Annotated in this window: 21 protein-coding genes; 4 read left to right on the top strand and 17 right to left on the bottom strand. The window is 62.8% G+C overall.

The window, feature by feature from the left end:
* Positions 1-240 precede the first annotated feature (240 nt).
* From DSC91_RS04600 to gltP, 6 genes are all read right to left on the bottom strand, one after another.
* The gene (locus tag DSC91_RS04600; RefSeq protein ID WP_115777040.1) at positions 241-951 is read right to left on the bottom strand and encodes an OmpA family protein; all 711 of its coding nucleotides are present in this window, start codon (positions 949-951) and stop codon (positions 241-243) included.
* Between the two features lie 132 nt (positions 952-1,083).
* Entirely contained in the window at positions 1,084-1,848 is a 765-nt protein-coding gene (locus DSC91_RS04595) for a flagellar motor protein (RefSeq protein WP_115777039.1), read from the bottom strand.
* Between the two features lie 71 nt (positions 1,849-1,919).
* Complete coding sequence (locus DSC91_RS04590) at positions 1,920-3,161, bottom strand: Crp/Fnr family transcriptional regulator (RefSeq protein ID WP_115777038.1); 1,242 nt, start codon at positions 3,159-3,161, stop codon at positions 1,920-1,922.
* 273 nt (positions 3,162-3,434) lie between these two features.
* Entirely contained in the window at positions 3,435-3,638 is a 204-nt protein-coding gene (locus tag DSC91_RS04585; protein WP_115777037.1) for a hypothetical protein, read from the bottom strand.
* Between the two features lie 245 nt (positions 3,639-3,883).
* The gene (locus tag DSC91_RS04580) at positions 3,884-5,158 is read right to left on the bottom strand and encodes an aminotransferase class V-fold PLP-dependent enzyme (RefSeq protein ID WP_115777036.1); all 1,275 of its coding nucleotides are present in this window, start codon (positions 5,156-5,158) and stop codon (positions 3,884-3,886) included.
* Positions 5,159-5,213: 55 nt separating this feature from the next.
* Entirely contained in the window at positions 5,214-6,539 is a 1,326-nt protein-coding gene (gltP, locus tag DSC91_RS04575) for a glutamate/aspartate:proton symporter GltP (RefSeq protein WP_115777035.1), read from the bottom strand.
* Between the two features lie 116 nt (positions 6,540-6,655).
* On the opposite strand from gltP, the gene DSC91_RS04570 reads away from it, so the two are divergent.
* Positions 6,656-7,567, top strand: coding sequence for a LysR family transcriptional regulator (locus DSC91_RS04570; protein WP_115779688.1), 912 nt, complete (start codon positions 6,656-6,658; stop codon positions 7,565-7,567).
* Between the two features lie 99 nt (positions 7,568-7,666).
* Here the strand turns inward: DSC91_RS04570 and rbsK are convergent, their stop codons facing one another.
* From rbsK to DSC91_RS04550, 4 genes are all read right to left on the bottom strand, one after another.
* A complete protein-coding gene (gene rbsK, locus DSC91_RS04565; protein ID WP_115777034.1) occupies positions 7,667-8,599 on the bottom strand; it encodes a ribokinase in 933 nt (310 codons plus the stop codon).
* A gap of 47 nt (positions 8,600-8,646) precedes the next feature.
* Positions 8,647-9,648 (bottom strand): ABC transporter permease, encoded by a 1,002-nt coding sequence (locus tag DSC91_RS04560; protein ID WP_115777033.1) that lies wholly within the window; start codon positions 9,646-9,648, stop codon positions 8,647-8,649.
* A 3-nt stretch (positions 9,649-9,651) separates the two neighbouring features.
* Positions 9,652-11,292, bottom strand: coding sequence for a sugar ABC transporter ATP-binding protein (locus tag DSC91_RS04555; protein ID WP_115777032.1), 1,641 nt, complete (start codon positions 11,290-11,292; stop codon positions 9,652-9,654).
* A gap of 72 nt (positions 11,293-11,364) precedes the next feature.
* Positions 11,365-12,327 carry a sugar ABC transporter substrate-binding protein gene (locus DSC91_RS04550; protein WP_115777031.1) on the bottom strand — a complete coding sequence of 321 codons (963 nt, stop codon included), beginning with the start codon at positions 12,325-12,327 and terminating at the stop codon, positions 11,365-11,367.
* 207 nt (positions 12,328-12,534) lie between these two features.
* Here DSC91_RS04550 and DSC91_RS04545 point away from each other — a divergent pair, with 207 nt between their 5' ends.
* Positions 12,535-13,407, top strand: coding sequence for a LysR family transcriptional regulator (locus DSC91_RS04545; RefSeq protein ID WP_115777030.1), 873 nt, complete (start codon positions 12,535-12,537; stop codon positions 13,405-13,407).
* A gap of 617 nt (positions 13,408-14,024) precedes the next feature.
* The gene (locus DSC91_RS04540) at positions 14,025-15,791 is read left to right on the top strand and encodes a S53 family peptidase (protein ID WP_115777029.1); all 1,767 of its coding nucleotides are present in this window, start codon (positions 14,025-14,027) and stop codon (positions 15,789-15,791) included.
* Between the two features lie 260 nt (positions 15,792-16,051).
* Here the strand turns inward: DSC91_RS04540 and DSC91_RS04535 are convergent, their stop codons facing one another.
* From DSC91_RS04535 to DSC91_RS04515, 5 genes are all read right to left on the bottom strand, one after another.
* Positions 16,052-16,903: a carbohydrate ABC transporter permease gene (locus DSC91_RS04535; RefSeq protein ID WP_115777028.1), complete on the bottom strand. Its 852-nt coding sequence runs from the start codon at positions 16,901-16,903 to the stop codon at positions 16,052-16,054.
* A gap of 10 nt (positions 16,904-16,913) precedes the next feature.
* On the bottom strand, positions 16,914-17,912 hold the full coding sequence (locus DSC91_RS04530) for a carbohydrate ABC transporter permease (RefSeq protein ID WP_115777027.1): 999 nt from the start codon (positions 17,910-17,912) through the stop codon (positions 16,914-16,916).
* Between the two features lie 107 nt (positions 17,913-18,019).
* Complete coding sequence (locus DSC91_RS04525; protein WP_115777026.1) at positions 18,020-19,273, bottom strand: ABC transporter substrate-binding protein; 1,254 nt, start codon at positions 19,271-19,273, stop codon at positions 18,020-18,022.
* Between the two features lie 74 nt (positions 19,274-19,347).
* The gene (locus DSC91_RS04520) at positions 19,348-21,348 is read right to left on the bottom strand and encodes a beta-galactosidase (RefSeq protein ID WP_115777025.1); all 2,001 of its coding nucleotides are present in this window, start codon (positions 21,346-21,348) and stop codon (positions 19,348-19,350) included.
* 11 nt (positions 21,349-21,359) lie between these two features.
* A complete protein-coding gene (locus DSC91_RS04515; RefSeq protein WP_115777024.1) occupies positions 21,360-22,517 on the bottom strand; it encodes an ABC transporter ATP-binding protein in 1,158 nt (385 codons plus the stop codon).
* Positions 22,518-22,708: 191 nt separating this feature from the next.
* On the opposite strand from DSC91_RS04515, the gene DSC91_RS04510 reads away from it, so the two are divergent.
* Positions 22,709-23,746 carry a LacI family DNA-binding transcriptional regulator gene (locus DSC91_RS04510; RefSeq protein ID WP_115777023.1) on the top strand — a complete coding sequence of 346 codons (1,038 nt, stop codon included), beginning with the start codon at positions 22,709-22,711 and terminating at the stop codon, positions 23,744-23,746.
* Between the two features lie 18 nt (positions 23,747-23,764).
* Here the strand turns inward: DSC91_RS04510 and DSC91_RS04505 are convergent, their stop codons facing one another.
* Complete coding sequence (locus DSC91_RS04505) at positions 23,765-24,325, bottom strand: ureidoglycolate lyase (RefSeq protein WP_115777022.1); 561 nt, start codon at positions 24,323-24,325, stop codon at positions 23,765-23,767.
* Between the two features lie 48 nt (positions 24,326-24,373).
* A complete protein-coding gene (locus DSC91_RS04500; protein ID WP_115777021.1) occupies positions 24,374-25,318 on the bottom strand; it encodes a LysR family transcriptional regulator in 945 nt (314 codons plus the stop codon).
* Between the last annotated feature and the right edge of the window lie 272 nt (positions 25,319-25,590).

Raw genomic sequence — 25,590 nt, 5'->3', positions numbered from 1 at the left:
AGGCCCTCCGGCACGGCGGCCATGGCCGGGAACAGTTGACCCACGGCCTGAATCGCCGACGTGCCGAGCGGCACGGCCAAAGGCGACGGGAAAATGAAACGCATCAGAGGAAGGAGCGGCTTTAACGCGATCTTCGCAGTCTGTTCTGCGCCGCGCAAGCAGCGCTTGGTGCGTAGGTTCCCGGTATTGACACTGGCGATCGACCTCAGGGGGCGCCGCGCGCTCACCGGTCTCGCCGCCTCAATATTCCACGAGGATGGTGACGCGGCGATTCGCAGCGCGCGCCGCGGCATCGTCGCCGATGATCAGCGGGAAGTTATCCGCCCGGCCGATGGCGGCCATTCTGTGCGGTTCGATCCCCTTGTCGGCAAAGAATCGAACCACGGCGCCCGCCCGTGCCGACGACAGCTCCCAGTTGGATTCGTATTTCGCGGTCGATATCGGCACATTGTCCGTGTGCCCCTCGACGAGGATGTTGTTCTTCGATCGATCGCGCAGTACCCCTGCGATCTGCGCCAGGACGCCGAACGACTCCGGCAGCAGGCGCGCGTCGCCCGAGTTGAAGAGAATTTTTGCGTTGATGGCGATTTCCACGCCCTGCGAGGCATTCGAAATCGTGATCTGCCGGTTGTCCTGAAGCGGCGCCAGCAACGAAAGAAGCTGCCGCCGCGCGGCTTCCGGTGCGCCGGACATGGCAACCGGAGTGGGCGCGTTGCCGGCGGCCGTTGCCGTTTTCACCTCGCGGCGCTCGAGCATCTTGATGTCGAGCTCCCGGTTTTTCGCCAGCTGCAGCACGTAAAGCGCGAGGAACAGCACCATCAGCGTGGTGATGAGGTCCGCATAGGAAATCAGCCAGCGGCCGGACTGGGCCTCGCCTTCGCCCTCGTCATCGTCGTGCTGATAGCCGGTTTTGTCCGACGCCAGGCGCTTGTTACCCGAGGAGATAGTCATGCTCGAATCGTCTGCTTCCGAATTGCGTTTGAATGAGCGCCTGGCGCGTTTTCGCCAGCCGGGCGAGGCGGGCTATTCCATGCGATCCCAGGCGATCCCACGTTATGCCTGGCAATCCCAGGCTATTCCGGGTTATCCCAACAACTCCGCCGATCGTTCGCGGACGTCGCCCGCGAGCCGGGTTTCGATCGTATGGGGCGACTCCTTGCGCGAAATCGCGAGCAAGCCGTCGAGATACAAACGTCTGAAGCGCAATTCGCTATCCACCTGCGCCCGGATCTTTCCGTACAGCGGCAAAAAGACCAGATTCGCCAACGCGAGGCCGTACAGCGTCGCCACAAAGGCGACGGCAATACCTTGCCCGAGTTGCGCCGGTTCGAGCATATGGCCGGTGACCTGAATCAGACCGAGCACCGCCCCCAGAATGCCGAACGTCGGCGCATAGCCGCCGGCCTGCTGCCATATCCGCGCCGCCGCCATGTGATTGCGCTCGTAGGCATCCAGTTCTCGCTGCAGGGCGTCCTCGAGCACGGCCGTCGACACCCCGTTGGCCAGAAGCTCCAGGCCTCGTTTGGCAAACGGATTGATGCCGCCCGCGTCGATCGACTCGAACACGAGCATGCCGTTCAGCTTCGCCTGATCGCCCCACTCGAGCAGGACCGACAAGCTTTGCCGGTCGACCTGGCGCGCTTTCACGAACGCGAGCCGCAGTTGCTTCACGCCGTCATAAAACCTCGCCCAGGTGTTCTGGATCATCACCGCGCCTAAGGTGCCGCCCAATACGATGACGAACGCCTCCAGCTGAAACAGCGAGGTGAAATGACCACCCTCGAGCGAAAAACCGGCCACGATAGCCGTCACGCCAAACAGGGCGCCAAATAACGTCAAAAGATCCATACATCCTCTCGAACGGCAGCCGCAGTCGTCGGACCGGACCTGCAAGCGGCCGGTGGTCCGACTACCCGGCGTCAGGCATCCACATTGGAAAGCGGCGCTGCAGCGGCCGACGATTTGATCGCGCGTACGGTCTCGATGAAACGCTCCTCGATCTCGGCAATCTCGAGCGGATCGATCTTGATTTCACGACGCATGACCCACGACACCTCCTTCTTGCGCGCCTCGGTCATCACCGAGAACAGGCGATCGGAGATCGGCTCGCCGGTCACGGCGGACAGCAGTTTCGCGAGGTCGTAGGTGTCGAAAGCGCTCACGGCTTCGAACAAGGTTCGCTGGTCGACGAACTCCAGATCGGCCAGCGACTTCAGCTCGCCGGCGCCACGCGGACTGCGGCGGGAAAAATACGTGATGCCCTTTTCCTCGACGTAGTTCAACACCTTGGTCTTGCGGAACGCGAAGATGTCTTCGGCGATTTCCGCATGCGAGAGCTTGTTGAGAATCAGATTCTTCTCGACGCCGATCAGGGCTTCCAGGTCGGCCAGCTCGATCAGTTCCAGTTCGCTGTTGATCGACACGTCGAGATCGTGGTCGGCCACCTGCTGGGCCCGTTCCGTGATCCGTACGGGATCGAAAGTCACGAGCTGCCGTCCGGCTGCGCCGTCTTGAGCCGAATAGCGCGCCGACAGGGTGCTCAGACGATCGGAGCGGCCGGGTTCGAGCGTGACGAGGTTGAGTTTTTCCATGCGCTTGAGCATCGCCATCACATGCGGACGGGAATGACCGGCAATCGCGTGGCACTTCTTGATGACTTCAGGCAGGGGCACCGAGTACTCCTCCCCTTGAGCGCGGCGCGCGCGTCCGTCCGTCCGGTCCCCGCTCTCGATACCCGCCATCAGCGACAGCACATGCGCGTACGAGAGCACACCGGGCAGAAAATCAGCATGCGTATTGGTGGCGAGGACATCGTCCTTCTTCTTCACGCGCCGAATCATCGTGCGCACGATATGGCGCAGCAGCGGCGATACGCGCTCGAGCTCCTCTTCCACCACGCTTGCCGCGATGACGGTCAATTGACAGAAGCTGAGGGCTTTCGCGGTGTGCGCGCGTGGTTCGGCCGGCAACAACGAGGCCTCGCCAAAAAACTCGCCCTTGCCGAGCGTGGCGAGAACGACCTTCTTTTCGTCGCATTGCGTGGAGATTTCGACTCTGCCGTCTGCGATCACGTAGATGACGGCGTCGCCCGCGAAGCCTTCGGAATAGATGACTTCGCCCGGAGCCGCTGCGCGCGACCATGGCGATCTTTGCTGATTCAAAATTCAATCCCCCGTAGAGCTATTGCCTCGCGCATCCCGCTTCTTCATGAGTCGAAGGTATGTGCGATGGTCCTGACTTATTTGACTGGATAACGACATGCAAAAAGCAAATCTTTAACCTTCTCAATCGTCAGACTAATAGCTACAACGGCGCAAACGTTTGGCAGACAGGCCATTGGCCGCTCAAAGGGATAAGTCTTACCAGCCGTTTCATCCCCGGCGCAATGCACTCGGCCCGGCATGCGGGTGAGGCCGGATCGCGCCGTATCGGGCTCATCGCTGTGCGCCCGTGCGCAGTCGCTGCAGCAACTCACGCCCCTGGCGGGTCAATTGCAGTGTCGTTCCTTGCCGGTCACGCTGCCGGACTTCCACCAACTCGTAACGGCGTAACGCCAGTACGTCCGGATCGAAAGCTTCCAGCCGCTTGTCCGTGTCGCCAAGCAGCATGAGTGTCGCGAGTTCGTGGTGGCTGAGCATCCGGTACCTCCATTGATCGATGCATAGGCAATGGAGGCATCCTAGACAAACGACGCTACGGTTTGGCTACGGCTGTGTTTCTACGGATTACCTGCGGTGTTGTAAGCGTCGGCGGCAAACCGTTGGTGCGTTGCTCGGCACGGGCGACATGCGGAAGGCACGAGTAAAGATGCGCAACACTTTCCCGGCGCGCCGTAATCGGGGCCGGCGCGCGAGTCGGGTTGACTGCTGTTAGTTTGCTGCTGTCAAAGCGTCGTCAGTTCTTCGGTAATAGAAAGAAAGCGTTCGACGTCGCCCGGTGTATGACAGTGCAGCGGCGAGATCCGCACCGCGCCCGCCAGATTGAACGACTTCAGCATGCGGCCGGAGTACAGGCTCGAAGCGATCCGCTCGTAGACGATCACGCCGCGTCTCTCGTACTCGCGCACCGCGTCGGCCGGGCTCAGATTCGTGAAGCCGATCCCCAGGATCAGGTCGCGCTTCGTGAGATCGGCATGATCCCAGAACACGTCCACGCCATCGAGCCGCCGCAAACCGCGCCGTCCACCTTGACCGTCAAGCAGCGCCGCCAGCAGCGCGCGCTCATGCAACTCAATGCGCTCCATCCCCGCCACGAAAAGCTCGCGGCGCGTATCGGCATTGCTGAATTGGCTACCGATCCACGTCACGTACTCGACGATTTCGGTCACGACCGCAAACTGTGCGGGCGCCGGGCTGCCGAGTTCCCACACGCCCTCCTGCTTTGCATCGAGGCGGTGATGCGGCAAAGCGGCCGCACGCGGCGACAGCCACGAGATGCCGGAGCCGCGGCAGCCGAAGAACTTGTAGGGCGCGAAATTGATGCCGTCGACCGGCGTCTTCTGCAGGTCGATGACGCCGTGCGGCGCATGCTGGACCGCATCCACAACGATGAAGAGCCCGGGTTTCTTTTCGCGCGCCCGCTCGACGAGCGTCGCGATATCGAACTTGGCGCCGGAAATATTCGACGCAGCCATCACGCTGAGCAGCGCCGTGTCCGCGTCGATCAACGACAGAATCGCCTCCACGTCCACGCCGCCGGTCTCCGGATTGCTGGGCGCAACCCGCAACGACTTGCCCGTGCGTTGCGCGTAGCAGGTCATTGCGTCGAACGAAGAGGGATGTTCGAGGATCGTCGTGACAGCGTTCGTGCCCGGCACGTTCTCCATGATTGCGCGCACCATGTCGAACATCCCGCCCGACGCGGTCAGCGATGGGTAAATGCTGCCGTCCTTCGCGTTGAGGATCGTGCGGATGTCCGCCTCGCCGCGTGCCTGAACGTCCTGAAGATGGCGGGCGCGCGCGTGGATGCGCTCGGGGCAATCCGGTAGCGCGTCGATTCGCGCGAATGCGTCGACGGCCGCCTTGAGGCGGAACGAGCCGCCCGCGTTGTCGAAGAAGAGTCGCTCGCGCCCGTCGATGTCGTGGTCGACATGGTGAAACCGTGCCTTGATCTCTTCGATCAACGACGCGGAAAGGAACTCGCCTTGGTGACTGCTCATCTGAATGCTCCTGATCTTTCTGCTAAATGAGGGTTGTGCCGCGCACCGTGCCCGCTCACGCGTCGAGCGACGCGAGATACGCCCGGCCCTTCTCCGCGTCGTACCGACGCTCCCATCTGGCGATGACGAGCGGCGCAAGCGCGTTGCCCACCACGTTCAGCGCGGTACGCCCCATGTCCATCACACGGTCCACGCCGGCGATGAACGCGAGTCCTTCGAGCGGTAAGCCCGCACTGGCAAGCGTCGCAAGAAGAATCACGAACATGAAGCCCGGCACGCCGGCCGCGCCCTTCGACGTCACGACCATCGTCAATACGAGGACCATCTGTTCCTGCCAGCCAAGATGAATGCCGTACAACTGCGCGACGAACAGCGTGCCGATGCCGAGATAAATCGATGCGCCGTCGAGATTGAACGTGTAGCCGGTTGGCACGACGAAGGTCGTGATGCTCTTCGGCACGCCGTAGTCCTCCATCTTCTTCATCAGTTGCGGCAGCACGGTTGCCGAACTGCAGGTCGAAAACGCGATGATCAATTCATCCTTGATCACCCGCAGCAACGTGAAGATACGAAAGCCGAACAGCCGGGCGGTGATGCCTAGCACAACCAGCACAAACAGCACGATCGCGAGATACGTGACGGCCACCAGCTTGAGCAGCGGCAACAGCGAACCGAAACCGAAGCTCGCGACGGTCACCGCGATCAGCGCGCACACGCCGATCGGCGCGTAGCGCATCACCATGTTCGTCACCTTGAACATGGCCTCGGCAACACCTTTGAGCATGGCGATCACCGGCTTGCGGAATTCTTCCGGAACCGACTGCAGGCCGAGGCCGAATAGCACCGAGAAAAAGATCACCGGCAGCAGGTCGCCTTTGGCCATCGAAGCAAGGATATTGTCCGGAATCACGCCGAGCAGGAGGGTCATCAGTCCGTGATGGCCCTGCACCTGCTGCGTTGCCTGCTGATAGCGCGAAATGTCGGTGTGGCCGAGTTGCGACATGTCGGTGCCGACGCCCGGCTGCAGCACGTTGCCGAGAATGAGCCCGAGCAGGATCGCGATCGTCGTGATCACCTCGAAGTACACAAGCGTCTTCAGGCCGATACGCCCGAGCGATTTGCCGTCTCCGACACCGGCGATGCCGACCACCATGCTCGTGAATACGATCGGCACCACGATCATCTTGATCAGCTTGATGAAGATGTCGCCGGCAGGCTGCAATAGCCCCGACACGGTCGCGTCCCGCATCTGCGGGAAGTGGTTCAGCACGAGTCCCGTGGCGACGCCGATGACGAGACCGATCAGTATCTGCCACGCGAGGCCGACGCGCGGTTTGCGCTCGATATGGTTGACGGGCGGGCTTTCGACGACGGTATCCATGCTCTCTCCAGATAGGGGGCGGGGCGATGGAGGAACCTTAAGCAGCCGAAATAAGTAAAAAAAGCGATTTTTTTATATGAGAAACTATCGCTTTAATTCATGCAATGGATGGCGCGATGCTGACGTTCAAGCAGATGGAAGCGCTCTACTGGATTGTTCAGCTGGGCTCGTTCGAGGCCGCTTCGAGCCGCCTCAACACCACGCAGTCGGCCGTTTCGAAACGAATTCAGGAACTCGAGCGCGCCTTCGACCTGACGGTATTCGACCGCGCGCACCGCAGCGCACGGCTGACCGAGAAAGGCGCCGAGTTCTTCAACTACGCGAAAGAACTGCTTGAACGGCGCGATCAGATCGTCGAGCGGATCAGCTCAAAGGAGGCGCTGGTGCGACAGGTCCGCATCGGCGTGACCGAACTGACGGCGCTGACGTGGCTACCCCGGCTGATCGGCGCAATCCAGGCGGCGTATCCGAAGGTCGTGGTCGAAGCCGAAGTGGATTTGAACGCGACGCTGCGCGACCGGCTCGCCGACGACACGATCGACATCATCGTCGTGCCGCAAATCCACAGCACCGAATCCTTCGCGACGACACGGGTCGGCGAAGTGGAGAACGCATGGATGTGCGCGCCGGCATTGGCGCCGAGACAGGCCGTCCTTCCGCTCGCCGAAATTGCGCAGTATCCGCTGATCCTGCAGGGCGGCCTGTCGGGGACGGGCTTTATCTACAGCCGCTTTCTGCAGGAGCACGGGATCAGCATGCAAAGAATTCTCGCCAGCAACAGTCTGATCGCGCAGATCGGGCTGACGCTGTCGGGTCTCGGCGTCGGCTATCTGCCGAAGGCGTGCCTGAGCCACATGGTCACACGCGGCGCGCTCGGCATGATTCAGACGCGACCGGCGCTGCCGCCTGTTCCATACGTCGCGATGCATCGGGCAGACCAGCCGCACTCGCTGAATGCAGAGATCGCGCGGCTCGCCGCGCAGTGTTGCGATTTCAGTTCGAACCTGCTCGATCCGGGCCGCGTCTGAGCCCGGCCACGGTCCTGAGTTGCGAGCAATCCGCCCGGCAGTCCCTCAGGTACCCAGAGTTGCAGGCCGGACTGCCTCACGCCACGACAGGCATCCGTTTCAGACTGCGCTTTCCACTTCCGCGCGAGTCGGGATCGACGGCTGCGCACCGGCACGCGTGACCGAAATCGAAGCCGCGCGTTGCGCGAGGCTGATCGCGCCTTCCAGCGGCTGCCGGGCAGCGAGTTGCGCGGCGAAAACGCCGATGAAGGTGTCGCCGGCCGCGGTCGTGTCGACCGCGCGCACCTGCGGCGCGGGAAAATGCATGCCTTCGCCGCCTTCCGGCAACAGGTAGGCGCCTTGCGCCCCGAGCGTGACGATCACGTTGCGGGCACCGCCGCGTTGCAATTCCAGCGCCGCCCTTCTCGCACCGCTTTGCGATTCGACCGGCAGGCCGGCGAGTATCGCGGCCTCGACTTCGTTCGGCACGAGGTAGTCGACGAGGGGCAGCCATTCCGCGGGCAGCGGGCCGGTTGCCGGCGCCGGGTTCAGCACGGTGATCTTGCCCAGGCGCCGAGCGAGTGCAAGTGTCGCGTGGACGGCATCCCAGGGCGTTTCGAGTTGACAGACCACGACGTCGCTAGCCTTGATCGCCGCTTCGTGGTGCGCGACGCCTTCCGGCGTAAGCTCACCGTTACTGCCCGCGACCACGACGATCGTATTCTGGCCGTCGTCCGACACCGTCACCATCGCGACGCCCGTGGGTTGCACGGGGTCGACCTCGATACCCGCGCAATCGATCCCCTCCGCTTCCAGATCCTTGACCCGCTGCGCACCGTTCGCATCTTTTCCCACGCGTCCCACCATCGCCACGCGCGCACCGATGCGCGCGGCCGCCACGGCCTGATTGCCGCCCTTGCCGCCGGCCACCTGCGAGAACTCCTGCCCGCTGATCGTCTCGCCTGGCCGCGGCAAATGCGGTGCACGGGCGACCAGGTCGGTATTGATGCTGCCCACCACGAGCACGCGGCCCGGCTTCACTTCTTTCGACACGTTCACTCTCCTGCTGACCCATCGACGAATGGTCGCCAATGATCAATTTATGCGGCGCGACGCCGGCTTCTATAGGTATCCAGCACGACGGCCACGACGATCACGGCCCCCGTGATGATGCGTTTGGTCGGCTCGGTCGCCCCGATCTGGGCAAGACCCGCGGCCAGCACCGAGATGATCAGCACGCCGAAGAAGGTGCTGATCACCGAGCCGCGGCCGCCCATCAGGCTCGTTCCGCCGATCACGACGGCCGCGATCACCTGCAGTTCGATGCCCGCGCCGGCATTCGGGTCCGCTGCCTCGAGCCGCGAAATCTGGAACAGGGACGCGAGGCCGGCCAACAGGCCCATCATCGCGAAAACAGCAATCTTGTACGGACGCGGGTTGACGCCCGCAAGGCGCACCGCTTCCTCGTTCGTGCCGATGCCGACCAGATAACGCCCGAAGACCGTGCGCGTCAGCACCAGCTGCGCGACGACCATCACGACGATGGCAATCAGGAACGCGGGAGAAATGCCGAACGCAATCGGGTTGGACAGGAAGTCGAACGCATCGCCGATATAGGCCGTGCGGGAGTTGGTCATCTGATACGCGAGACCGCGCGCCGCTTCGAGCACGCCGAGCGACACGATGAACGACGGAATCCGCCAGGCCACGGTGATCGCGCCGGTCACGCAGCCGGTCAAGGCCGCCCCCGCCATGCCGAGCAGGGCGGCGGGCAACGCCGGCCAGTGCCACTGCAAGGCCGCGACGCTCGTGAGCGCCGCGCCGAGCGCGAGCACGGAGCCGACCGACAGATCGATCCCGGCGATGATGAGCACAAAGGTCATGCCGACCGACATCACCACCAGATCGGGAATCTGATTCGCGATCGTGCTGAAGGTGTCGTAGCTCAGGAAGTGCGAGCTCAGCAGCGAGAACAGGACGATCATCCCGAGCAACGCGCCGAGCAGGCCGAGGTAGTTCGAGAATCCAAGGCGCGTGCCGATCGGCTTCGCGTCTTTGGGCGGTTCGTTCTGCACGGTAGGCAGGCTGGTTGGTGCGGTCATGCTTCAATACTCCACAGATTTTTTGTCCGACGCCGCGGCGCCAGGCGCCTTTGCTTGGGGCGCCCCTGCGTCGGGTTCGATCGGATCGTGCAGCAGCGCGTCGCGTTTCGTATAGCCCGCGAACGCCGCTGCGAGCAGCGCGTCCTGGGTCCAGCTTCCGCGCTCGAACAGGCCTGTCATCCGTCCCGCCGACATCACTCCGATGCGATCGCAAATCGACATCAACTCGCGCAGATCGCTCGACACCACCACCAACGCGCGGCCTTCCCGCGCGAGCGCGCCCATCAGGGCATAAATATCGAACTTCGCCCCGACGTCGATGCCGCGCGTAGGCTCGTCGAACAGCAACACCGTGCAATCGCGCGCGAGCCAGCGGCCGATCACCACCTTCTGCTGATTGCCCCCGGAGAGTTCCGACACCGGCTGCGACGGCCCTGAGCTGCGGATGCTCATGGCGTCGATCTGCTTGCGCGCCAGCGCCGCCTCGCGACGGGCATCCACCACGCCGTTCTTCGACACCGCGCGCAAATGGCCAAGCGAGATATTGGCGGCGATAGGCTGCGTCAGCAGAAGGCCCTCGCCTTTGCGATCTTCCGTAATCAGCGCGATGCCGTTCGTCACCGCGTCCGACGGCGACGACACCTTCACGGCCTGGAGCGGGCCGCCGCCTTGTGCGATCGACACCGTGCCGGCATCCGCGCGATCGGCCCCATAGATGAGCCGCATCAGTTCCGTGCGGCCCGCGCCGATCAGGCCGCTGATGCCGAAAATCTCGCCGGCTTTCACTTCGAACGACACGTCGCGCACAACCGGCTCGCGGGTCATGCCCGCGACCGTGAACGCCACGTCGCCAATGCGCCGTTCGCCGAGATCGATTCGCTCGCCGATGTCGCGCCCCACCATCAGGGTGACCAGACGGTCGGCCGAGAGATTCGCCATCTCGTCGACATGCACGAGCCGCCCGTCGCGCAGCACGGCGGCACGCCGCGCGATACGCTTCAATTCTTCCAGCCGGTGCGAGATGTACACCAGCGCGACACCGCGCGCCTTGAGCCGCTCGACCTGCTCGAACAGCAGGTCCACCTCCCGGGCGGTCAGCATCGCGGTGGGTTCGTCGAGGATCAGCACGCGGCAATCGCCGATCAGATTGCGCGCGATCTCCACCATCTGCTGATGCCCGATGCCCAGCGTGCCCACCAGCGTGTCAGGGTCAATCGCGTCGAGTCCGACTTGCGCCATGGCATGCCGGGCGTCCTCGCGCAGTTTGGCGCGGTCGATCCAGCCGAACACGCCGCGCTGCGGCAAACGGTTCAGGAACAGGTTCTCCGCCACCGAGAGGGTCGGCAGCAGATTCAACTCCTGCATGACCATGCGCACGCCGAGCGCCTCGGCGTCCTTGCGGCTGGCCGGCGTGTAAGCCGCGCCGCCCAGCGTCATCGAACCGGTGGTCGGCGTGACGAGACCGCCGACGATCTTGGACAAGGTGCTCTTGCCCGCGCCGTTTTCGCCGGTCAGCGCCAGCACCTCGCCCGCGTACAGGTCCAGCGAGATATCGGCGAGCACCGGCCCGGCGTAGGTCTTGCCGATGCCGTGAACGCTCAGCACGGGCGGGGCATCGGACAAGGATAGGTTGGGAGTGGACATCAGATTGATAAAGCCAGACAAAGATCAGGCGGCGTGGCCCGCGAACGACGCGGGCCACGTGTTACCCCAATCTTACTTGGTGACCAGATCGACAGGCGTTTCGACGACGCCCGACAATTCCGACTGCTTCTTGTGTTCGGCGATTGCCTTCAGCGCGGTATCGATACCGAACACGGCCTGTTTGGCGGCGTACTGATTGGCCGTGGCGAGGACGCGGCCGTCGGCGAGCATCGGCTTGATCGCGTTGATGTCGTCGTAGCCCACCACCTGCACCTTGCCGGCCTTGCCTGCCGCGCGCACGGCCGAGACCGCGCCGATCGCCATGTTGTCGTTACCGCACAGCAGCGCCTTGACGTCCGGGTTCGCATTGAGAATCTGGCTCGCGACGGCGTTGCCCTTGTCGATTTCCCACTCGCCCGATTGCAGCGAGACGACCTTCATGCCGCCCGCCGCCATGGCCTGCTTGAAGCCCGCCGTGCGTTGCTGCGCGTTGGTGGTGGTCGAGACGCCTTCGATGATGGCGACGTTGTCGCCCGACTTCAGGCGGCGAGCGAGGTAGTCGCCCACCTTCAGTGCGCCCTTGGCGTTATCCGGGCCGACGAACGGGATGTTCAGGTCTTTCGACTTGAGCACGTCCGGGTCCAGCTTGTTGTCGATGTTGACCACGATGATGCCGGCGTCGACCGCCTTCTTGAGAACCGGCACCAGCGCCTTGGAATCGGCCGGGGCGATCACGAGTGCGTCGACCTTCGACACGATCATCTGTTCGACGATGCGAATCTGGTTAGCCGTATCGGTTTCGTCCTTGATGCCGTTCGTGACGAGATCGAATTTCGTGGCGTTCTGCTTCTGATAGTCTTTCGCGCCGGTTTCCATGGTCAGGAAAAACTCGTTCGCCAGCGACTTCATCACCAGCGCGACTTTCGGCTTGTGAGCCGCCTGGGCGAACGCCGCGCCCGGCAGAATCGACACGGCGAGGAAAGCTGCGCTGGCTACGATAGCGCGACGCCGCGCCAGTTGGAAATGACGAATCATGGATGTCTCCGTATCGCTCGTTCGGTCTACGTAGTGACTGATAGCCGTTGAGTCGCGTGATGGGCAGGTTCGCCACACTTGCCGCCAGCCGCCGATGAATCCCCTCGGGTTTCCTTGCCAGATGCTGGGACGAGTATGGCCAGGTCCAATGCTATCCTCGCAATCCACGTTATGCTATGCCTAATTTCAAAATCGAGCGTTTCAAAAATGGAACACGTAGACTGGGACGACCTGCGGATTCTGGTGGCGATTGCGCGCGGCGGCACGATGCGAGCCGCCGCGACGGCATGCGATCTGAGCCCGCCCACCCTGTCGCGCCGCCTGACCGAGCTTGAACGGCGGCTGGGCGAGCCGCTCATCGACCGGGTGCCGTCAGGCTGCACGGTGACGGCCTTCGGCGCGCGCGTGCTGGCCTGGGCCGAGCAGATGGAAGACCTCGCTCACCAGATCGAGCGCGCCGCGGACGTGACCGGCGGCGCCGCGGCACATGGCACGGTGCGGATCAACGCCGTCGAATGGCCGTCTTACATTCTGCTTAAATTGCTTGGCTCGTTCCAGGACCGGCTGCCCGGCCTCGCCATCGAGGTGCTGACCTCACGGCGGCCGTATAGCCTTGCGCGCCGTGAAGCGGACATCGCTCTGTGGTCCGAATGTCCCGACGAAGGCGATCTGTATGTCCGGCGTATCGGCCGGATCCGCTTCGGGCTGTTCGGTTCGCGCGACTACTATCTGCGCCACAAGGCAGCGATTACGAGGAAAGAGTGGGACAAGCTGTCGTTCGTCGGCTATGACGACCGGCAGCCCGATCATCCGGCCACGCAATGGCTGAAAACCCTGCCCGGCGCGCCCGCGCCTTCGCTTCGAAGCAGCTATGGCATGGGCGTATTCGATGGTGTGCTGGGCGGCTCGGGGCTCGGCGTGCTGGCCCAGCTCGCGGGCGACACCACGAGCGATCTCGTCTGCATCGAGAAGCACATCAAGGCGCTCGACCAGGATGTGTGGATGGTGCTGCATCCCGCCCTGCGCGATAGCGAGCGCATCCGCACGGTTGCCAACCTCATCGCCGAGATCTTCCATTAGGCCGGGTGCTGGCGCTCGCGATGAGCCGGCAGTTTCACCGGGCATTGGCGCAGGATGCCCGGCCTCCGGATACGAACGGCCAGGTGCGTCATGAGGCATCCCGCCGCGCCGGCGACCCGGTCATAAGCGGCGCTATTTTAGTTTTCCCTTGATCGGCACGGCCCAATTAACTCCAATCGAATATCCATTCCATTAAATTCAAAATTCCTCAAATTCCGGCTCGCCGCCATTGAATAAGCATAAAAGAAATGTTTTTGTAATTAATGACAAGGCGGCGTCTCAATAAAATAAATTAGAGTTCCGCCTCCATTTCTTCACGCCATACGCGCGGATTTCATCGAACGAGTCATCATTTCGTAACTACATGATAATAATCATATTTATGAATAATTTTTCGCAATCACCAACGCGCTCCGCCTCCCTCCAAACTATCTATTCTGATAGGTACCGATAATCTGTAATGAACGGTAATTTAGCGGCGCTCACGGATTCAACTGAGTATCCCTATTAACCATTCAGAACAGCGCCTCCAGACGAAATTCCTGTTTATTTGACTCGACCGGACATAGCCACCGGAAGATTCGGCGTCTCGTTGCGCTGTTATCTCAGGAGGTCACATGAAGTCGTCAACCGCAAAACAAACGGTCCTGTGTTTGAACCGTTACGCGGTCGTTGCTTTGCCTCTCGCTATTGCGTCGTTCGCTGCGTTCGGCGCAACCTCATCTGCGTCCACGCTGTGGGCGCCCACCGACACGAAAGCGTTTGTCACACCCTCCCAGATCGAGGCGCGCAGCGCGGCGCCATTGCTCGAACTCGCCGCCGGCGAGACGGCGCATGTCGTGGTCAGTCTCAAGCTTCGCGATGAGGCGCAACTGAAGCAACTCGCGCAGGCAGTCAACCAGCCGGGCAACGCGCAGTTCGGCAAATTCCTCAAGCGTCAGCAATTCCTCGCGCAGTACGCGCCGACCGAAGCGCAAGTGCAGGCCGTCGTCGCGCATTTGCGGAAGAACGGCTTCGTCAACATTCGCGTCGCGCCGAACCGCCTGCTGGTTTCCGCCGACGGCAGCGCCGGTGCCGTCAAAACAGCCTTCAACACGCCGCTGGTTCGCTATCAGCTGAACGGCAAGGCCGGCTACGCGAACACGGCGCCGGCCCAGGTGCCGCAGGATCTCGGCGAAATCGTCGGTTCGGTGCTCGGCTTGCAGAACGTCGCACGTGCCCATCCGATGCTGAAGGTCGGCGAGCGCTCCGCCGCGAAGACGCTGGCCGCCGGTACGGCCAAGGGCCACAATCCGACCGAGTTCCCCACGATCTACGACGCCACCAGCGCGCCCACCGCGGCGAACACGACGGTCGGCATCATCACGATCGGCGGGGTCTCGCAGACGCTGCAGGATCTCCAGCAGTTCACCGGCGCGAATGGCCTCGCGTCCGTCAACACGCAGACGATCCAGACCGGATCGTCGAATGGCGACTACAGCGACGATCAGGAAGGCCAGGGCGAGTGGGACCTCGACAGCCAGTCGATTGTCGGTTCCGCCGGCGGCGCGGTGCAGCAACTGCTGTTCTATATGGCCGATCAAAGCGCGTCCGGCAACACCGGCCTCACGCAGGCGTTCAATCAGGCGGTGTCCGATAACGTCGCGAAGGTGATCAACGTGTCGCTCGGCTGGTGTGAAGCCGACGCCAATGCGGACGGCACGCTGCCGGCCGAAGACCGCATCTTCGCCACAGCGGCGGCGCAAGGGCAGACCTTCTCGGTGTCGTCCGGCGACGAGGGCGTGTACGAGTGCAACAACCGCGGCTACCCTGACGGCAGCACGTATTCGGTATCGTGGCCGGCGTCGTCGCCTAACGTGATCGCTGTCGGCGGCACGACGCTTTACACGACGTCGGCGGGCGCCTACTCGAACGAAACCGTCTGGAACGAAGGACTCGACAGCAACGGCAAGCTCTGGGCGACTGGCGGCGGCTACAGCGTGTACGAGGCGAAGCCGTCGTGGCAGTCGGTGGTGAGCGGCACGCCGGGCCGGCGCCTGCTGCCCGACATCTCCTTCGACGCGGCGCAGAGCACCGGTGCACTGATTTACAACTACGGCCAGCTTCAGCAGATCGGCGGAACGAGCCTCGCTTCGCCGATCTTCGTCGGGCTGTGGGCACGTTTGCAGAGCGCGAATTCGAATGGCCTGGGCTTCCCCGCAGCCAGCTTTTACAGCGCCATTAGCTCGACGCCTTCGCTGGTGCGCGACGTGAAGTCGGGCAACAACGGCTACGGCGGCTATGGTTACAAGGCGGGCGCCGGTTGGGACTATCCGACCGGCTGGGGAAGCCTCGATATCGCGAAGCTGTCCGCTTATATCAAGAGCAACGGCTTTGGACATTGAGCCCGCTGGCACGTTGATGTAAATGCCTGAACGCCCGCCGATGGCTTCGCGGCACGCGAGTCATCGGCGGCTGCGGGCAAACCGTGTGTCGACATCGCATGCCGCCACCGGTGCCATGGAAACCGGATGTGCGACCGGTACAAAGCGTTGCCCCCGCTCAAACGGCCACGCCGTCCTGCGATGCAAGCCGGACATCCCGTCGAAAGCCGGCAGGACATCCGCGTGCATTTCAATGTGCACTAGCCCGACCGTCGCCTGCGTCACCCCTTCGTCGCCCCGAAGGTCAACCCGGCCACGAAATGCTTCTGCATTGCAAAGAACATCGCGACCGAAGGCAACGCGGCAAGTATCGACCCTGCCGACACCAGATTCCACGCCGTCGTCCACTGCCCTTTCAGCGCGGCGACGCCTACGGTAATCGGCGCAGCTTCGTCACCCTGCGTGAGACACAACGCCCAGAAATAGTCGTTCCACACGAACGTAAACACGAGAATCGCCAGCGCCGCGAGCGCGGGACGGATCAACGGCAACACAATCCTGAAGAACACCGTCCATTCGTTCGCGCCTTCGATCCGCGCCGCCTCGACCAGTTCGAACGGCAACTGCTTGATGAAATTGCGCAGAAACAGCGCGCAGAATCCGGTCTGAAACGACACGTGGAACAGAATCAGCGCGCTCACCGTATTGAACAGACCAAGCTGCAACGACAGATCCCGCACCGGAATCATCAGCACCTGCACCGGCACGAAGTTGCCCGCGACAAACGTCGCAAACAAGGTCGAATTCCCGCGAAACCGATAGATCGCCAGCGCGAATCCGGCCATCGCCGCAAGCGCGATCGAACCCACCACGGCGGGCACCGTAATCAGCACGCTGTTCCAGAAGTAATGCAGCATCGGCGAAGTCGTCAGCGCTTCGCGATAGTTATCGAACATCGCGAAGTGCTTCGGCCAGCCCCAATAGTTGCCCTCGCTCAGCTCTTCCGTCGAACGCACCGAGGTGACGAGCACCGCGAGCATCGGCAGCAGCCAGATCAGCAGCGCGAGCGGCAACGTCAGTTTGTACGCACGGCGCGTCACCGGCTTCCATTTGTCGATCGGGATCGGAAACATGACCGGCTCCTTATTGCTCGGTGCGCAGCATGCGGCGCAGGTGATAGACGATGTACACCAGCATGATGGCGAACAGCACGACCGCCACCGCCGCGGAATAGCCAATGCGGTAATACTTGATCGCCTGGTCGTACATGTAGTACGCGAGCACGGTCGAGCTTTCGAACGGTCCGCCGCCGGTCATGACCGAAATCAGATCGAAGCTGCGCAGCGCGCCGATCACCGTGACGACGATCGCCATGAACGTGGTCGGCCGCAATTGCGGCAGGATCACGTGCCACAGCATCGACCAGCCGCGCGCGCCTTCCATTCGCGCAGCCTCGATCTGCTCGGCGTTCAGCGACGTCAGGCCGGTCAGGTAAAGAATCATGCAATACGCGGTTTGCGGCCACAGCGCCGCGAACACGATCCCGAGGGTCGCGTAGCGAGGATCGCCGAGTACCGGCACGCCGTGTCCGAGAATCACCGCGAGCAGGCCGAAGGTCGGGTCGTAGAACCACGAAAAGATCAGGCCGACCACCACGCCCGACAACACGAACGGTGCGAAGAACAGCGATTTGACGATGCGGATGCCGGCCACGGCCTGGTTCAGATAAAGCGCGACGGCGAGTCCCATCGGCGGCGCAAGCAGGAACAGCAGCAGCCAGATGAGGTTGTTCTTCAGCGCCGTGTAGAACGTCGGCGCATGGAACAACTCGATATAGTTTGCGAGACCGACGAAAGATGCGTCGGTCATCCCGTCCCAGTTGAAAAGGCTCAGGCGGAAGGTCGAGATGATCGGCCACACCACGTAGATCGCCACCATCACGCAGGCCGGCGCAAGGAACAGAAAAGCGGCTCGCCGCTGCCGGCGCGCAGTCGGCGACGGCCCGCGCCGGCGCGCCGCGCCTGGCTGCCCGCCACGGAATGCACCGCCCGATGCCGGTACACCCGACGCGGGCAAGCCAGGACCGCCCGGTTCGGCAGGGCCGCCAACAGTGTGACGGGTGACGGAGTGCGACACGATCATTCTCCTGTGTCGATCGGAGTTAGTGCTTCAGCACTTACTCCGATCCCATGCAACATGGTTGCCAATCTGATGCAACGAGTAGCGGCCCAAGCCCGGGCCGCCACCGCTCACTTCTTGTAGATCCGCTTGCGCGTCTGCTCGAGTTGCGCGAGCACGTCGTCGAGCTTCGAAGGATCGGAGATGAATTGCTGCATCCCCTTCATCCCTTCATCGGCCATTTCCTTCGTCATGTCACGATCGTAGAACTGCGCAATGCCGCCCTTCGTATTCGCGAGAATCTGGAAACCGATCTTCGAAATCGGATCCTCGGGTTCAGGCGACTTGCTGTTCGCCGACAGCGAGCCCAGCCCGGTCGCCAGCTTCGCACCATTTTCCGGCGTCTGGACGAATGCAAGGAAGGCATGCGCATCCGCCTTGTTCTTCGCCTTCGACGGAATATGCAGCGATTCGACCGGACCGTCTTCGGCAGTCGGCACGTTCGCGTCGATGATCGGGAACTGGAAGTAACCCATCTCCGATTTCACGTTCGGCGGAAAACCGCCGGTGATGAAGGTGCCCATCAGCATCATCGCGGCCTTGCCCTGGAACAGGAACGGCTGCACCGCATCCAGATCGTAGGAGAGCGAGTTGTCGATGAAATAGCCGGCGTCGATCAGCTGCTTCCACGTCGTGTAGACCTTCTTCACACGCGGATCGGTGTACGCAATCTCGCCCGCCATCAGTTTCTGATGGAACGCATTGCCGTTCAGGCGCAGGTCGAGATAATCGAACCAGCCGGCCAGCGTCCATGCATCACGGCCGGCCACGGCAATCGGCGCAATGCCGGCGGCTTTCAGCTTCTTGCAGTCGTCGAGGAACTGGTCCCACGTTTTCGGTTCACCGGCAATGCCGACCTTCTGGAACAGGTCCTTGCGATAGAACATGCCCCACGAGTAATACACGGTCGGAGCGGCGTACTGCTTGCCCTTATACGACGACGCTTCCTTGGTCGACGCATACATGTCGTTCCAGCCGTTCTTCGCCCAGTCGCCGCTCAGATCGTCGAACAGGCCGCGCTGCGCGTAATACGCCATGCGCTCGCCGTCATGCCAGTTGACGATATCGGGCGCGACGGTGGAGAGCCAGCCGGGCAACTGGACTTTGTACGCTTCTTCATCGACGAACGACACCTTCACGTCGGTGCCGGGATGCGTTTTCTTGAAGTCGTCGATGATCGACTGCCAGACGGCGCGTTGACTTGCGCCCTTGAACGCGATGTTGACCGCGAGCGTGCCGGCCTGCGCCGTGCTGACGACGGATGTCCCTGCGGCCGCCGCGGCCAGCGCGAGTGCCAGCAGAATCTTGCGAGGTTTCAGTGCCATGTTGCTGTCTCCTTTATGCCTTGATTTTGCGTCGTTGTCGTTACTGCATGGAATCCTTCGTTTAGCGCCTCAGATCACTTGCCCGATCGATAGACGGCCACACCCTGCGGCCCGATCGCGCGTGAACCGATCACGAAAGCATCGTCGGCGACATCGGCAAGCGTGTGCGTCCGATCGCCGTAGTTGAACACGTAGGTCAGCGCGCCACGCCGGCTGACCCGCACGCTGTCGCCGAGCGGTGTCGCGTCGATGCCCGCCTCTTCGGCGATCTGCTTCAGAAGGCGAACCGTCAGCCCATCGTCGAACAGGCTGGCGAGGTAGTGAAACTGACCGCTTTTCACATAGGCGGGATGGCCGTCGGCGAAACGGGCACGTACGTCGAGCGAAGCCGCTGGACCAGCGGCGCCGTCGACGTCGATGAGATCGCGCCAGTGGCGCGCGACGCCGTCGTCCACAGCCGCGTCCCTGTTATCCACGAACCGCACGGCTTCGGTCACATTCGGCCGCATCGATTCGACGCGCCACACGCGCAACGGCAGCACGGCGGCGAGCGCGCCTGGCGGCAGGTTCGCCGGAATCTGCAGGTCCACCGTCTTCGAACCGGTGCGAGGACCGAGCACAACGTGCGCGCCCGAGCCCGCCAGTCTGGCGGCGAAATCCGCCGGCACGACCGGCAGCGGCGGCACGACGATCAAACGATAGCCGTCGAGGGCTGCATCGACCGGTACGATATCGACGTCCAGGCCGAGCGCGCGCAACGCCGAGTAATACTCGAATGCGAAACGCGGATAGTGAAAGTCCGCGCCCTGCGGATGAATCTCGAAGAGCCACTTCGCTTCGTAGTCGTAGACCAGCGCGACTTTCGAGCGAATCCCGGCATTGGCGTCGGCGTCGGCTGCGAGCACCGCGCGAATGTCGTCGGCAACCTGTGCCGCTTCACTACCGCCGACATCGAGCCGGTTATCGGGCGTATTCAACCCCGCATGCATCTGCTCCTGCGCAAACGGCGCCTGGCGCCAGCGGAAATACGACACGCAGCCCGCGCCGTGCGCGAACGCCTCCCAACTCCATAGCCTCACCATGCCGGGCAGCGGCGCCGGATTCCACTGCGCCCAGTTCACCGGGCCCGGTTGCTGCTCCATCACCCAGAACGGCAGCTTCGACATGCCGCGGTACACGTCATGGTTGAACGACGCGAAGTCGGGGTGCCCGCTGCGCAGCCAGCGTGCTTTCACCTCAGGCGCAAACCACTGCTCTTCGAGCGCGCCGAGCGGATAGCTGTCCCACGCGGCGACGTCGAGATCGGCCGCCACCTTGTAGTGATCGAACTCGGTAAAGAGCTGCATGAAATTGTGCGCGACCGGCCGGCCCGGCGAATGCGCACGGATGATCTCGACCTGCATGCGGTTGTAGCGCGCCACTTCGTCGGAGGCAAAGCGCCGGTAATCGAGCCGGTGCGATGGATGCGCTTCGGTGACGGTCGCCACCGGCGCGTCGATCTCGTCGAAGCTGCGGTACTCCATGCTCCAGAACACCGTGCCCCATGCACGGTTCAGCGCATCGATCGTTTGATAGCGCGCCTTCAGCCACTCGCGAAAGCGCCCCACTGCGGCCGGCGAATAGCTGACCACCGTGTGATGGCAGCCGAATTCGTTATCCGTCTGCCAGTAGGCAACGGCCGGATGCTTGCCGTAACGCTCGGCGACTGCCGTGCAGATTCGCTGCGATGCAGTGAAATACGCAGGCGATGAGAAATCGTAATGACGGCGTGAACCGAAGGCGCGAGGACGGCCGTCCGCACCGATCGGCAGAATGTCCGGATGACGGTCGATCAGCCATTTGGGCGGCGTCGCGGTGGGCGTGCACATGACGACCTGCAGACCGGCCGCGCCGAGTACCTCGATCGCGCGATCGAGCCAGCCCCAGTCGTACTCGCCTGGCGTCGGCTCCATCCGGCTCCATGCAAATTCGGCGATTCGCACCTGATCGATGCCGAGCGCTTTCATCCGGCGGGCGTCGTCTTCCCACATCGACTCCGGCCAGTGTTCCGGGTAATAACAGACTCCAAGGCGCATCCGAATGTCCTTTATGCGTAGTGTTCGACGGATTCGAGCGAAGCGGCGGCAAAGCCGTCCTCGGTAAACAAATGACAGGCGCGGCTGGGGACGCGCAAGCTCGCGCGCGCGCCCGGCACGAGGCGTGTGTCGCCAGGCGCCTTGGCGACCAGCGCGACGCCGCCGGGCTGATCGAGGTGGACATAGCTATGCTCGCCGAGCTGTTCGACGAGGGACACGGTGCGGGTCAAAACGCCGTCATGCGAGTTGTCGGAAGCGGTCGCGTCGATGAATTCCAGGTGTTCCGGACGCACGCCGAGGGTGACCGGCTGCGCCACCTGCAGACCATCGCCGCTGACCGGCACGCGCACGGTTTCGGACGTATCGTCGAGCGTGACGATCACGCCCAGCGGATCGACCGACGCCACCCGCCCCGGCAAAAAGTTCATGCGCGGCGAACCGATGAAGCCGGCGACGAAACGACTCTTCGGACGGTGGTACAACTCGAGCGGCGCGCCGATCTGCGCGATGCTGCCGTAGCGCTCCGTGTCCTTGCCCGCGTGCAGCAGCACGATCTTGTCGGCGAGCGTCATGGCTTCGATCTGGTCGTGGGTGACGTACACGACGCTGGCTTTGGCGAACTGCTTATGCAGCCGCGCGATTTCGATGCGGGTCTGGCCGCGCAGCGTCGCGTCGAGATTGGAGAGCGGTTCGTCGAACAGAAACACGCCCGGTTCGCGCACGATCGCCCGGCCGATCGCCACACGCTGCCGCTGGCCGCCGGACAGCGCCTTAGGCCGGCGCTCGAGCAACGCCTCCAGCTGCAGGATGCGCGCGGCTTCCCGCACCTTGCGGTCGACTTCGTCTTTCGGGGTTTTGGCGAGCTTGAGGCCGAATGCCATGTTCTCGAACACGGTCATGTGCGGAAACAGCGCATAGCTCTGGAACACCATCGCCACACCGCGCTGCGCCGCCGGGACGTCGTTGACGAGGCGGCCGGCGATGGACAGGTCGCCGTCGGTCACGTCTTCGAGACCGGCGATCATCCGCAGCAAGGTGGACTTGCCGCAGCCGGACGGTCCGAGAAACACGCAGAACTCGTTCTCGCCGATCTCCAGATCGACGTCGCGGATCACCAGCGCGCCGTCGCCATACGCCTTCTGCACGCCTCTCAACGAAATGCTCGCCATTGCATCGACTCCGTGATTTAATCGGCTCGATGTCGGAGATTAAGCGCTTAATCAGCAGACCAGAAAAAACCGATCGCGTGCGATCGTTTGGCCTTGCCTGTCTCCGATATCGTTTTGTCTGTGCGGCAAATGGTGCCGCGACTTTGGCTGCGATGCAAATATCGAACAGCCATCCCAAATATTGATGAGCCATGACCACCCTTAGCGAAGTCGCCCGTCACGCCGGCGTCACCCCTGCCACGGTGTCGAACGTGTTGCGCAATCGCGGCCGGGTCGGCGCGAGCACCCGCCAGCGGGTGCTGGACGCGGTCGACGCGCTCGGCTACCGCCCGCACCTCGCGGCCCGCGCGCTCGCCGAGGGCCGCGCGCCGACGCTGGCCTTGATGGTGTCGAGCATTGCCAATCCGTTCTATCCGGAGTTCGCGCTCGCGGTCGAACACGCGGCGCGCAACAGCGGCCACTTCGTGATCATCTGCAATACGAACGAAGATCCGCTGGCCGGGCGGGCCTATCTCGACCAGATCGCGGGCACGCTTTCCGAGGGCGTGCTCGTCACGAATGCGAACCTGGACTTCGCGGACCTGCATACAACCGAATCGCGCGGCACGCCGGTGGTGCTGTGCATGTGGGAGCGGCCCAATGAGCCGCCGGGGCTGCCGTGCGTCGCAGTCGATTTCCGTCTGGCAGGCGAATTGGCCGCCACGCATCTGCTGGAACTCGGCCATCGGCGAATCGGCGCGATTGTCGGCAGCAAGGCCTCGGGTATTCACGCAGCCCGTTACGAAGGCTTTGTCGATGCGCTGCGAGCGGCCGGCGCGCCGAAAAGCCGGGTCAAGCATGCGCCCGATACGATACAAGGCGGCTACTCGGCGGCGCGCGCGCTGCTGGAAGCCGATCCGACACTCACCGCGATCTTCGCGACCAACGACTTGCCGGCACTCGGCGCGATGCACGCCGCCGCCGATCTCGGCTTGAATGTGCCGGGCGATCTGTCCGTGATCGGCATTACCGACATCCAACTGGCGCGCGAGTCGCGGCCCGCGTTGACGACGGTTGCCGTTCCGACCGTCGAAGTCGCCGGTCTCGCGGTATCGCTGTTGCGCGAGTTGATCGAGTCGTCGTATGGACAAGCGGGTCGCCAGGTCGCGGCGAACGTGCAGATGCGGATTTCCTCGGCGCCGAAACTGGCTGTGCGCGCATCGACCGGCGCGCCGCGGCAGGGGCGTTGAAGATGGGAGCGTCGAAGGTTATATGAGGCCGGGCGCGCCGACCAGCCGGTACGGCGGAATCTGCCGAATCGCGCTTTCGCCGGCGGGAGCGCCCGTGAGCAGATGGACGGCAAGATCGAACGTCGTCGAGCGGCGCGTCAGCATGAGGCACGTCACTTCGTCCTGCAATGCACGCGTGGTGTGCCAGCAGCGCGGCCGCATGCAGATGCCCTCCCCGACGGGCACCTTGAACGCGGCCAATGATTCGAGGTCAGGGTGCCCGTCCGGCGTACTCGTCGCGACAATCTGCACGAGCGGTCCGGTGAGCGGCACCACCGCCTGCTCAGTCAGCCAATGCGCCTCGAGCTTCATCACCTCGGCTTCGCAATCGCGGTATCTGACCCACAGGATTTCAGGGTCTCCGGACAGTCCGGCATCGAACAGATGCTCACGCCAGAAATCGGAAGACCGGCTGGTAAACGAGGGCACCTCGGAAGACGCCGCGCTAACCTCCGGAAAGGGCTTGCCCAACATCCATCCATAGGGTTCGAAAGCGCCGGCAGTAAGCGCTTGAATGGTCAGCGGCGTGGCAGTCGGCATCTCGGTTCGGGCCTTTGATAATCGAAGAAAAACATCGCAGTGCGCAACTCAATGAGGCGTCGGCGCTTCGTCGGTGTCTGGAAAAAGCGCGATATCAGGACCGTTCTCCAGGCTGAACTCTCGCATGACCTTGAGCGCCAGATGCGTGATCGACTCGCATAGCAAGCTGTCCGGACTTCGCCGGAAGGATGCGAATAGCGGGAGTTCCGGGACTCGATGCGTCACTTTCAGCAGTTGCAGATGACCGGACTCCAACTCGCGGGTCACGAACGCTGTCGGCAGAACGGCAATACCGAAACCGTCGAGTACGAGCCTGATAATCGCCGCGACCGAAGACACGCAATTGATTTGCACGTGCGGCTCGCCGGCGGCTGCAAACAGGCCGGCGACAAACACATGCGGCGACGAATGGCGGGCAAAACTCACAATCGGGAAGCTCGCCAGTTCGGCTTCCGAAAGTGCTTCAGCCGACAGATTCAGCGACGGACTCGCCACCCATCGCATCGGCAACGCGCCGAGCGAAACATTCTCCGCGTCGGCACCCGCAACCACGGTGCTAAGAAAAGCGATATCCACGTTGCCGTTGACCAGTTGCACGGACAGATTCGTCGAGGTGTCGCAGGTCAGCTCGATCGTCAGGTTCGGATATTCGTCCCGCACGCGCCGGAGCAACTCGGGCAGCCACGTATGCACGACGGACTCCATCACGCCGACCCGCAACAACCCGCTCACATGCGAACGGTCGCTTACGCTGGCGAGCATGTCGTTCGTGAGTTTCAGAATCTGCTCGGCGAAGGCCAGTGCCTTGGTCCCCTCCTGGGTCAGCTTGACGTCGCGCGGTCCCCGATCGAACAGACGCACGCCGAATTCCTGCTCGAGCGCGGATATCCGGCTGGAAATAGCGGCCTGTGTCGCATGCAGGCGCTCCGCTGTCAGCCGGAAATTGCGCAGCTTTGCAAGCCATACAAATGTTTCTAGAAAACGGACATTCATCAGACACCTTGTACAGTCGACGGACGCACAACCCGCTTCCACGTATTGCGCCCGCGCAAACGGACAGCTTCAGTGCATGGGCAGAGTGTAGCGCCGCAAAGTCAGGCCGGTGACAACAAAAACTGGCCACCTGGAACAATTTTTCCTTGTGGCCATGGCGGCTCGGCGCGCAAGGCGCGGCTTCTCGGGAAGGCCCCGAGGGGCAATCAGATTTATCTATCGCCGGTCAATAAAATAAGTCGTTGGACGGAAGAATTTGGCCTTCGAATACT

The organism is Paraburkholderia caffeinilytica (assembly GCF_003368325.1).
Classification (GTDB): domain Bacteria; phylum Pseudomonadota; class Gammaproteobacteria; order Burkholderiales; family Burkholderiaceae; genus Paraburkholderia; species Paraburkholderia caffeinilytica.
Note: the sequence above shows the minus strand (reverse complement) of the source record. Positions and strands in the feature narration are given on the sequence as shown.

Coding starts and splice junctions, on each gene's coding strand:
- DSC91_RS04600 (WP_115777040.1), bottom strand. CDS start 951: ATGACTATCTCCTCGGGTAACAAGCGCCTGGCGTCGGACAAAACCGGC.
- DSC91_RS04595 (WP_115777039.1), bottom strand. CDS start 1,848: ATGGATCTTTTGACGTTATTTGGCGCCCTGTTTGGCGTGACGGCTATC.
- DSC91_RS04585 (WP_115777037.1), bottom strand. CDS start 3,638: ATGCTCAGCCACCACGAACTCGCGACACTCATGCTGCTTGGCGACACG.
- DSC91_RS04580 (WP_115777036.1), bottom strand. CDS start 5,158: ATGAGCAGTCACCAAGGCGAGTTCCTTTCCGCGTCGTTGATCGAAGAG.
- gltP (WP_115777035.1), bottom strand. CDS start 6,539: ATGGATACCGTCGTCGAAAGCCCGCCCGTCAACCATATCGAGCGCAAA.
- DSC91_RS04570 (WP_115779688.1), top strand. CDS start 6,656: ATGCTGACGTTCAAGCAGATGGAAGCGCTCTACTGGATTGTTCAGCTG.
- DSC91_RS04560 (WP_115777033.1), bottom strand. CDS start 9,648: ATGACCGCACCAACCAGCCTGCCTACCGTGCAGAACGAACCGCCCAAA.
- DSC91_RS04555 (WP_115777032.1), bottom strand. CDS start 11,292: ATGTCCACTCCCAACCTATCCTTGTCCGATGCCCCGCCCGTGCTGAGC.
- DSC91_RS04550 (WP_115777031.1), bottom strand. CDS start 12,327: ATGATTCGTCATTTCCAACTGGCGCGGCGTCGCGCTATCGTAGCCAGC.
- DSC91_RS04545 (WP_115777030.1), top strand. CDS start 12,535: ATGGAACACGTAGACTGGGACGACCTGCGGATTCTGGTGGCGATTGCG.
- DSC91_RS04540 (WP_115777029.1), top strand. CDS start 14,025: ATGAAGTCGTCAACCGCAAAACAAACGGTCCTGTGTTTGAACCGTTAC.
- DSC91_RS04535 (WP_115777028.1), bottom strand. CDS start 16,903: ATGTTTCCGATCCCGATCGACAAATGGAAGCCGGTGACGCGCCGTGCG.
- DSC91_RS04530 (WP_115777027.1), bottom strand. CDS start 17,912: ATGATCGTGTCGCACTCCGTCACCCGTCACACTGTTGGCGGCCCTGCC.
- DSC91_RS04525 (WP_115777026.1), bottom strand. CDS start 19,273: ATGGCACTGAAACCTCGCAAGATTCTGCTGGCACTCGCGCTGGCCGCG.
- DSC91_RS04520 (WP_115777025.1), bottom strand. CDS start 21,348: ATGCGCCTTGGAGTCTGTTATTACCCGGAACACTGGCCGGAGTCGATG.
- DSC91_RS04515 (WP_115777024.1), bottom strand. CDS start 22,517: ATGGCGAGCATTTCGTTGAGAGGCGTGCAGAAGGCGTATGGCGACGGC.
- DSC91_RS04510 (WP_115777023.1), top strand. CDS start 22,709: ATGACCACCCTTAGCGAAGTCGCCCGTCACGCCGGCGTCACCCCTGCC.
- DSC91_RS04505 (WP_115777022.1), bottom strand. CDS start 24,325: ATGCCGACTGCCACGCCGCTGACCATTCAAGCGCTTACTGCCGGCGCT.
- DSC91_RS04500 (WP_115777021.1), bottom strand. CDS start 25,318: ATGAATGTCCGTTTTCTAGAAACATTTGTATGGCTTGCAAAGCTGCGC.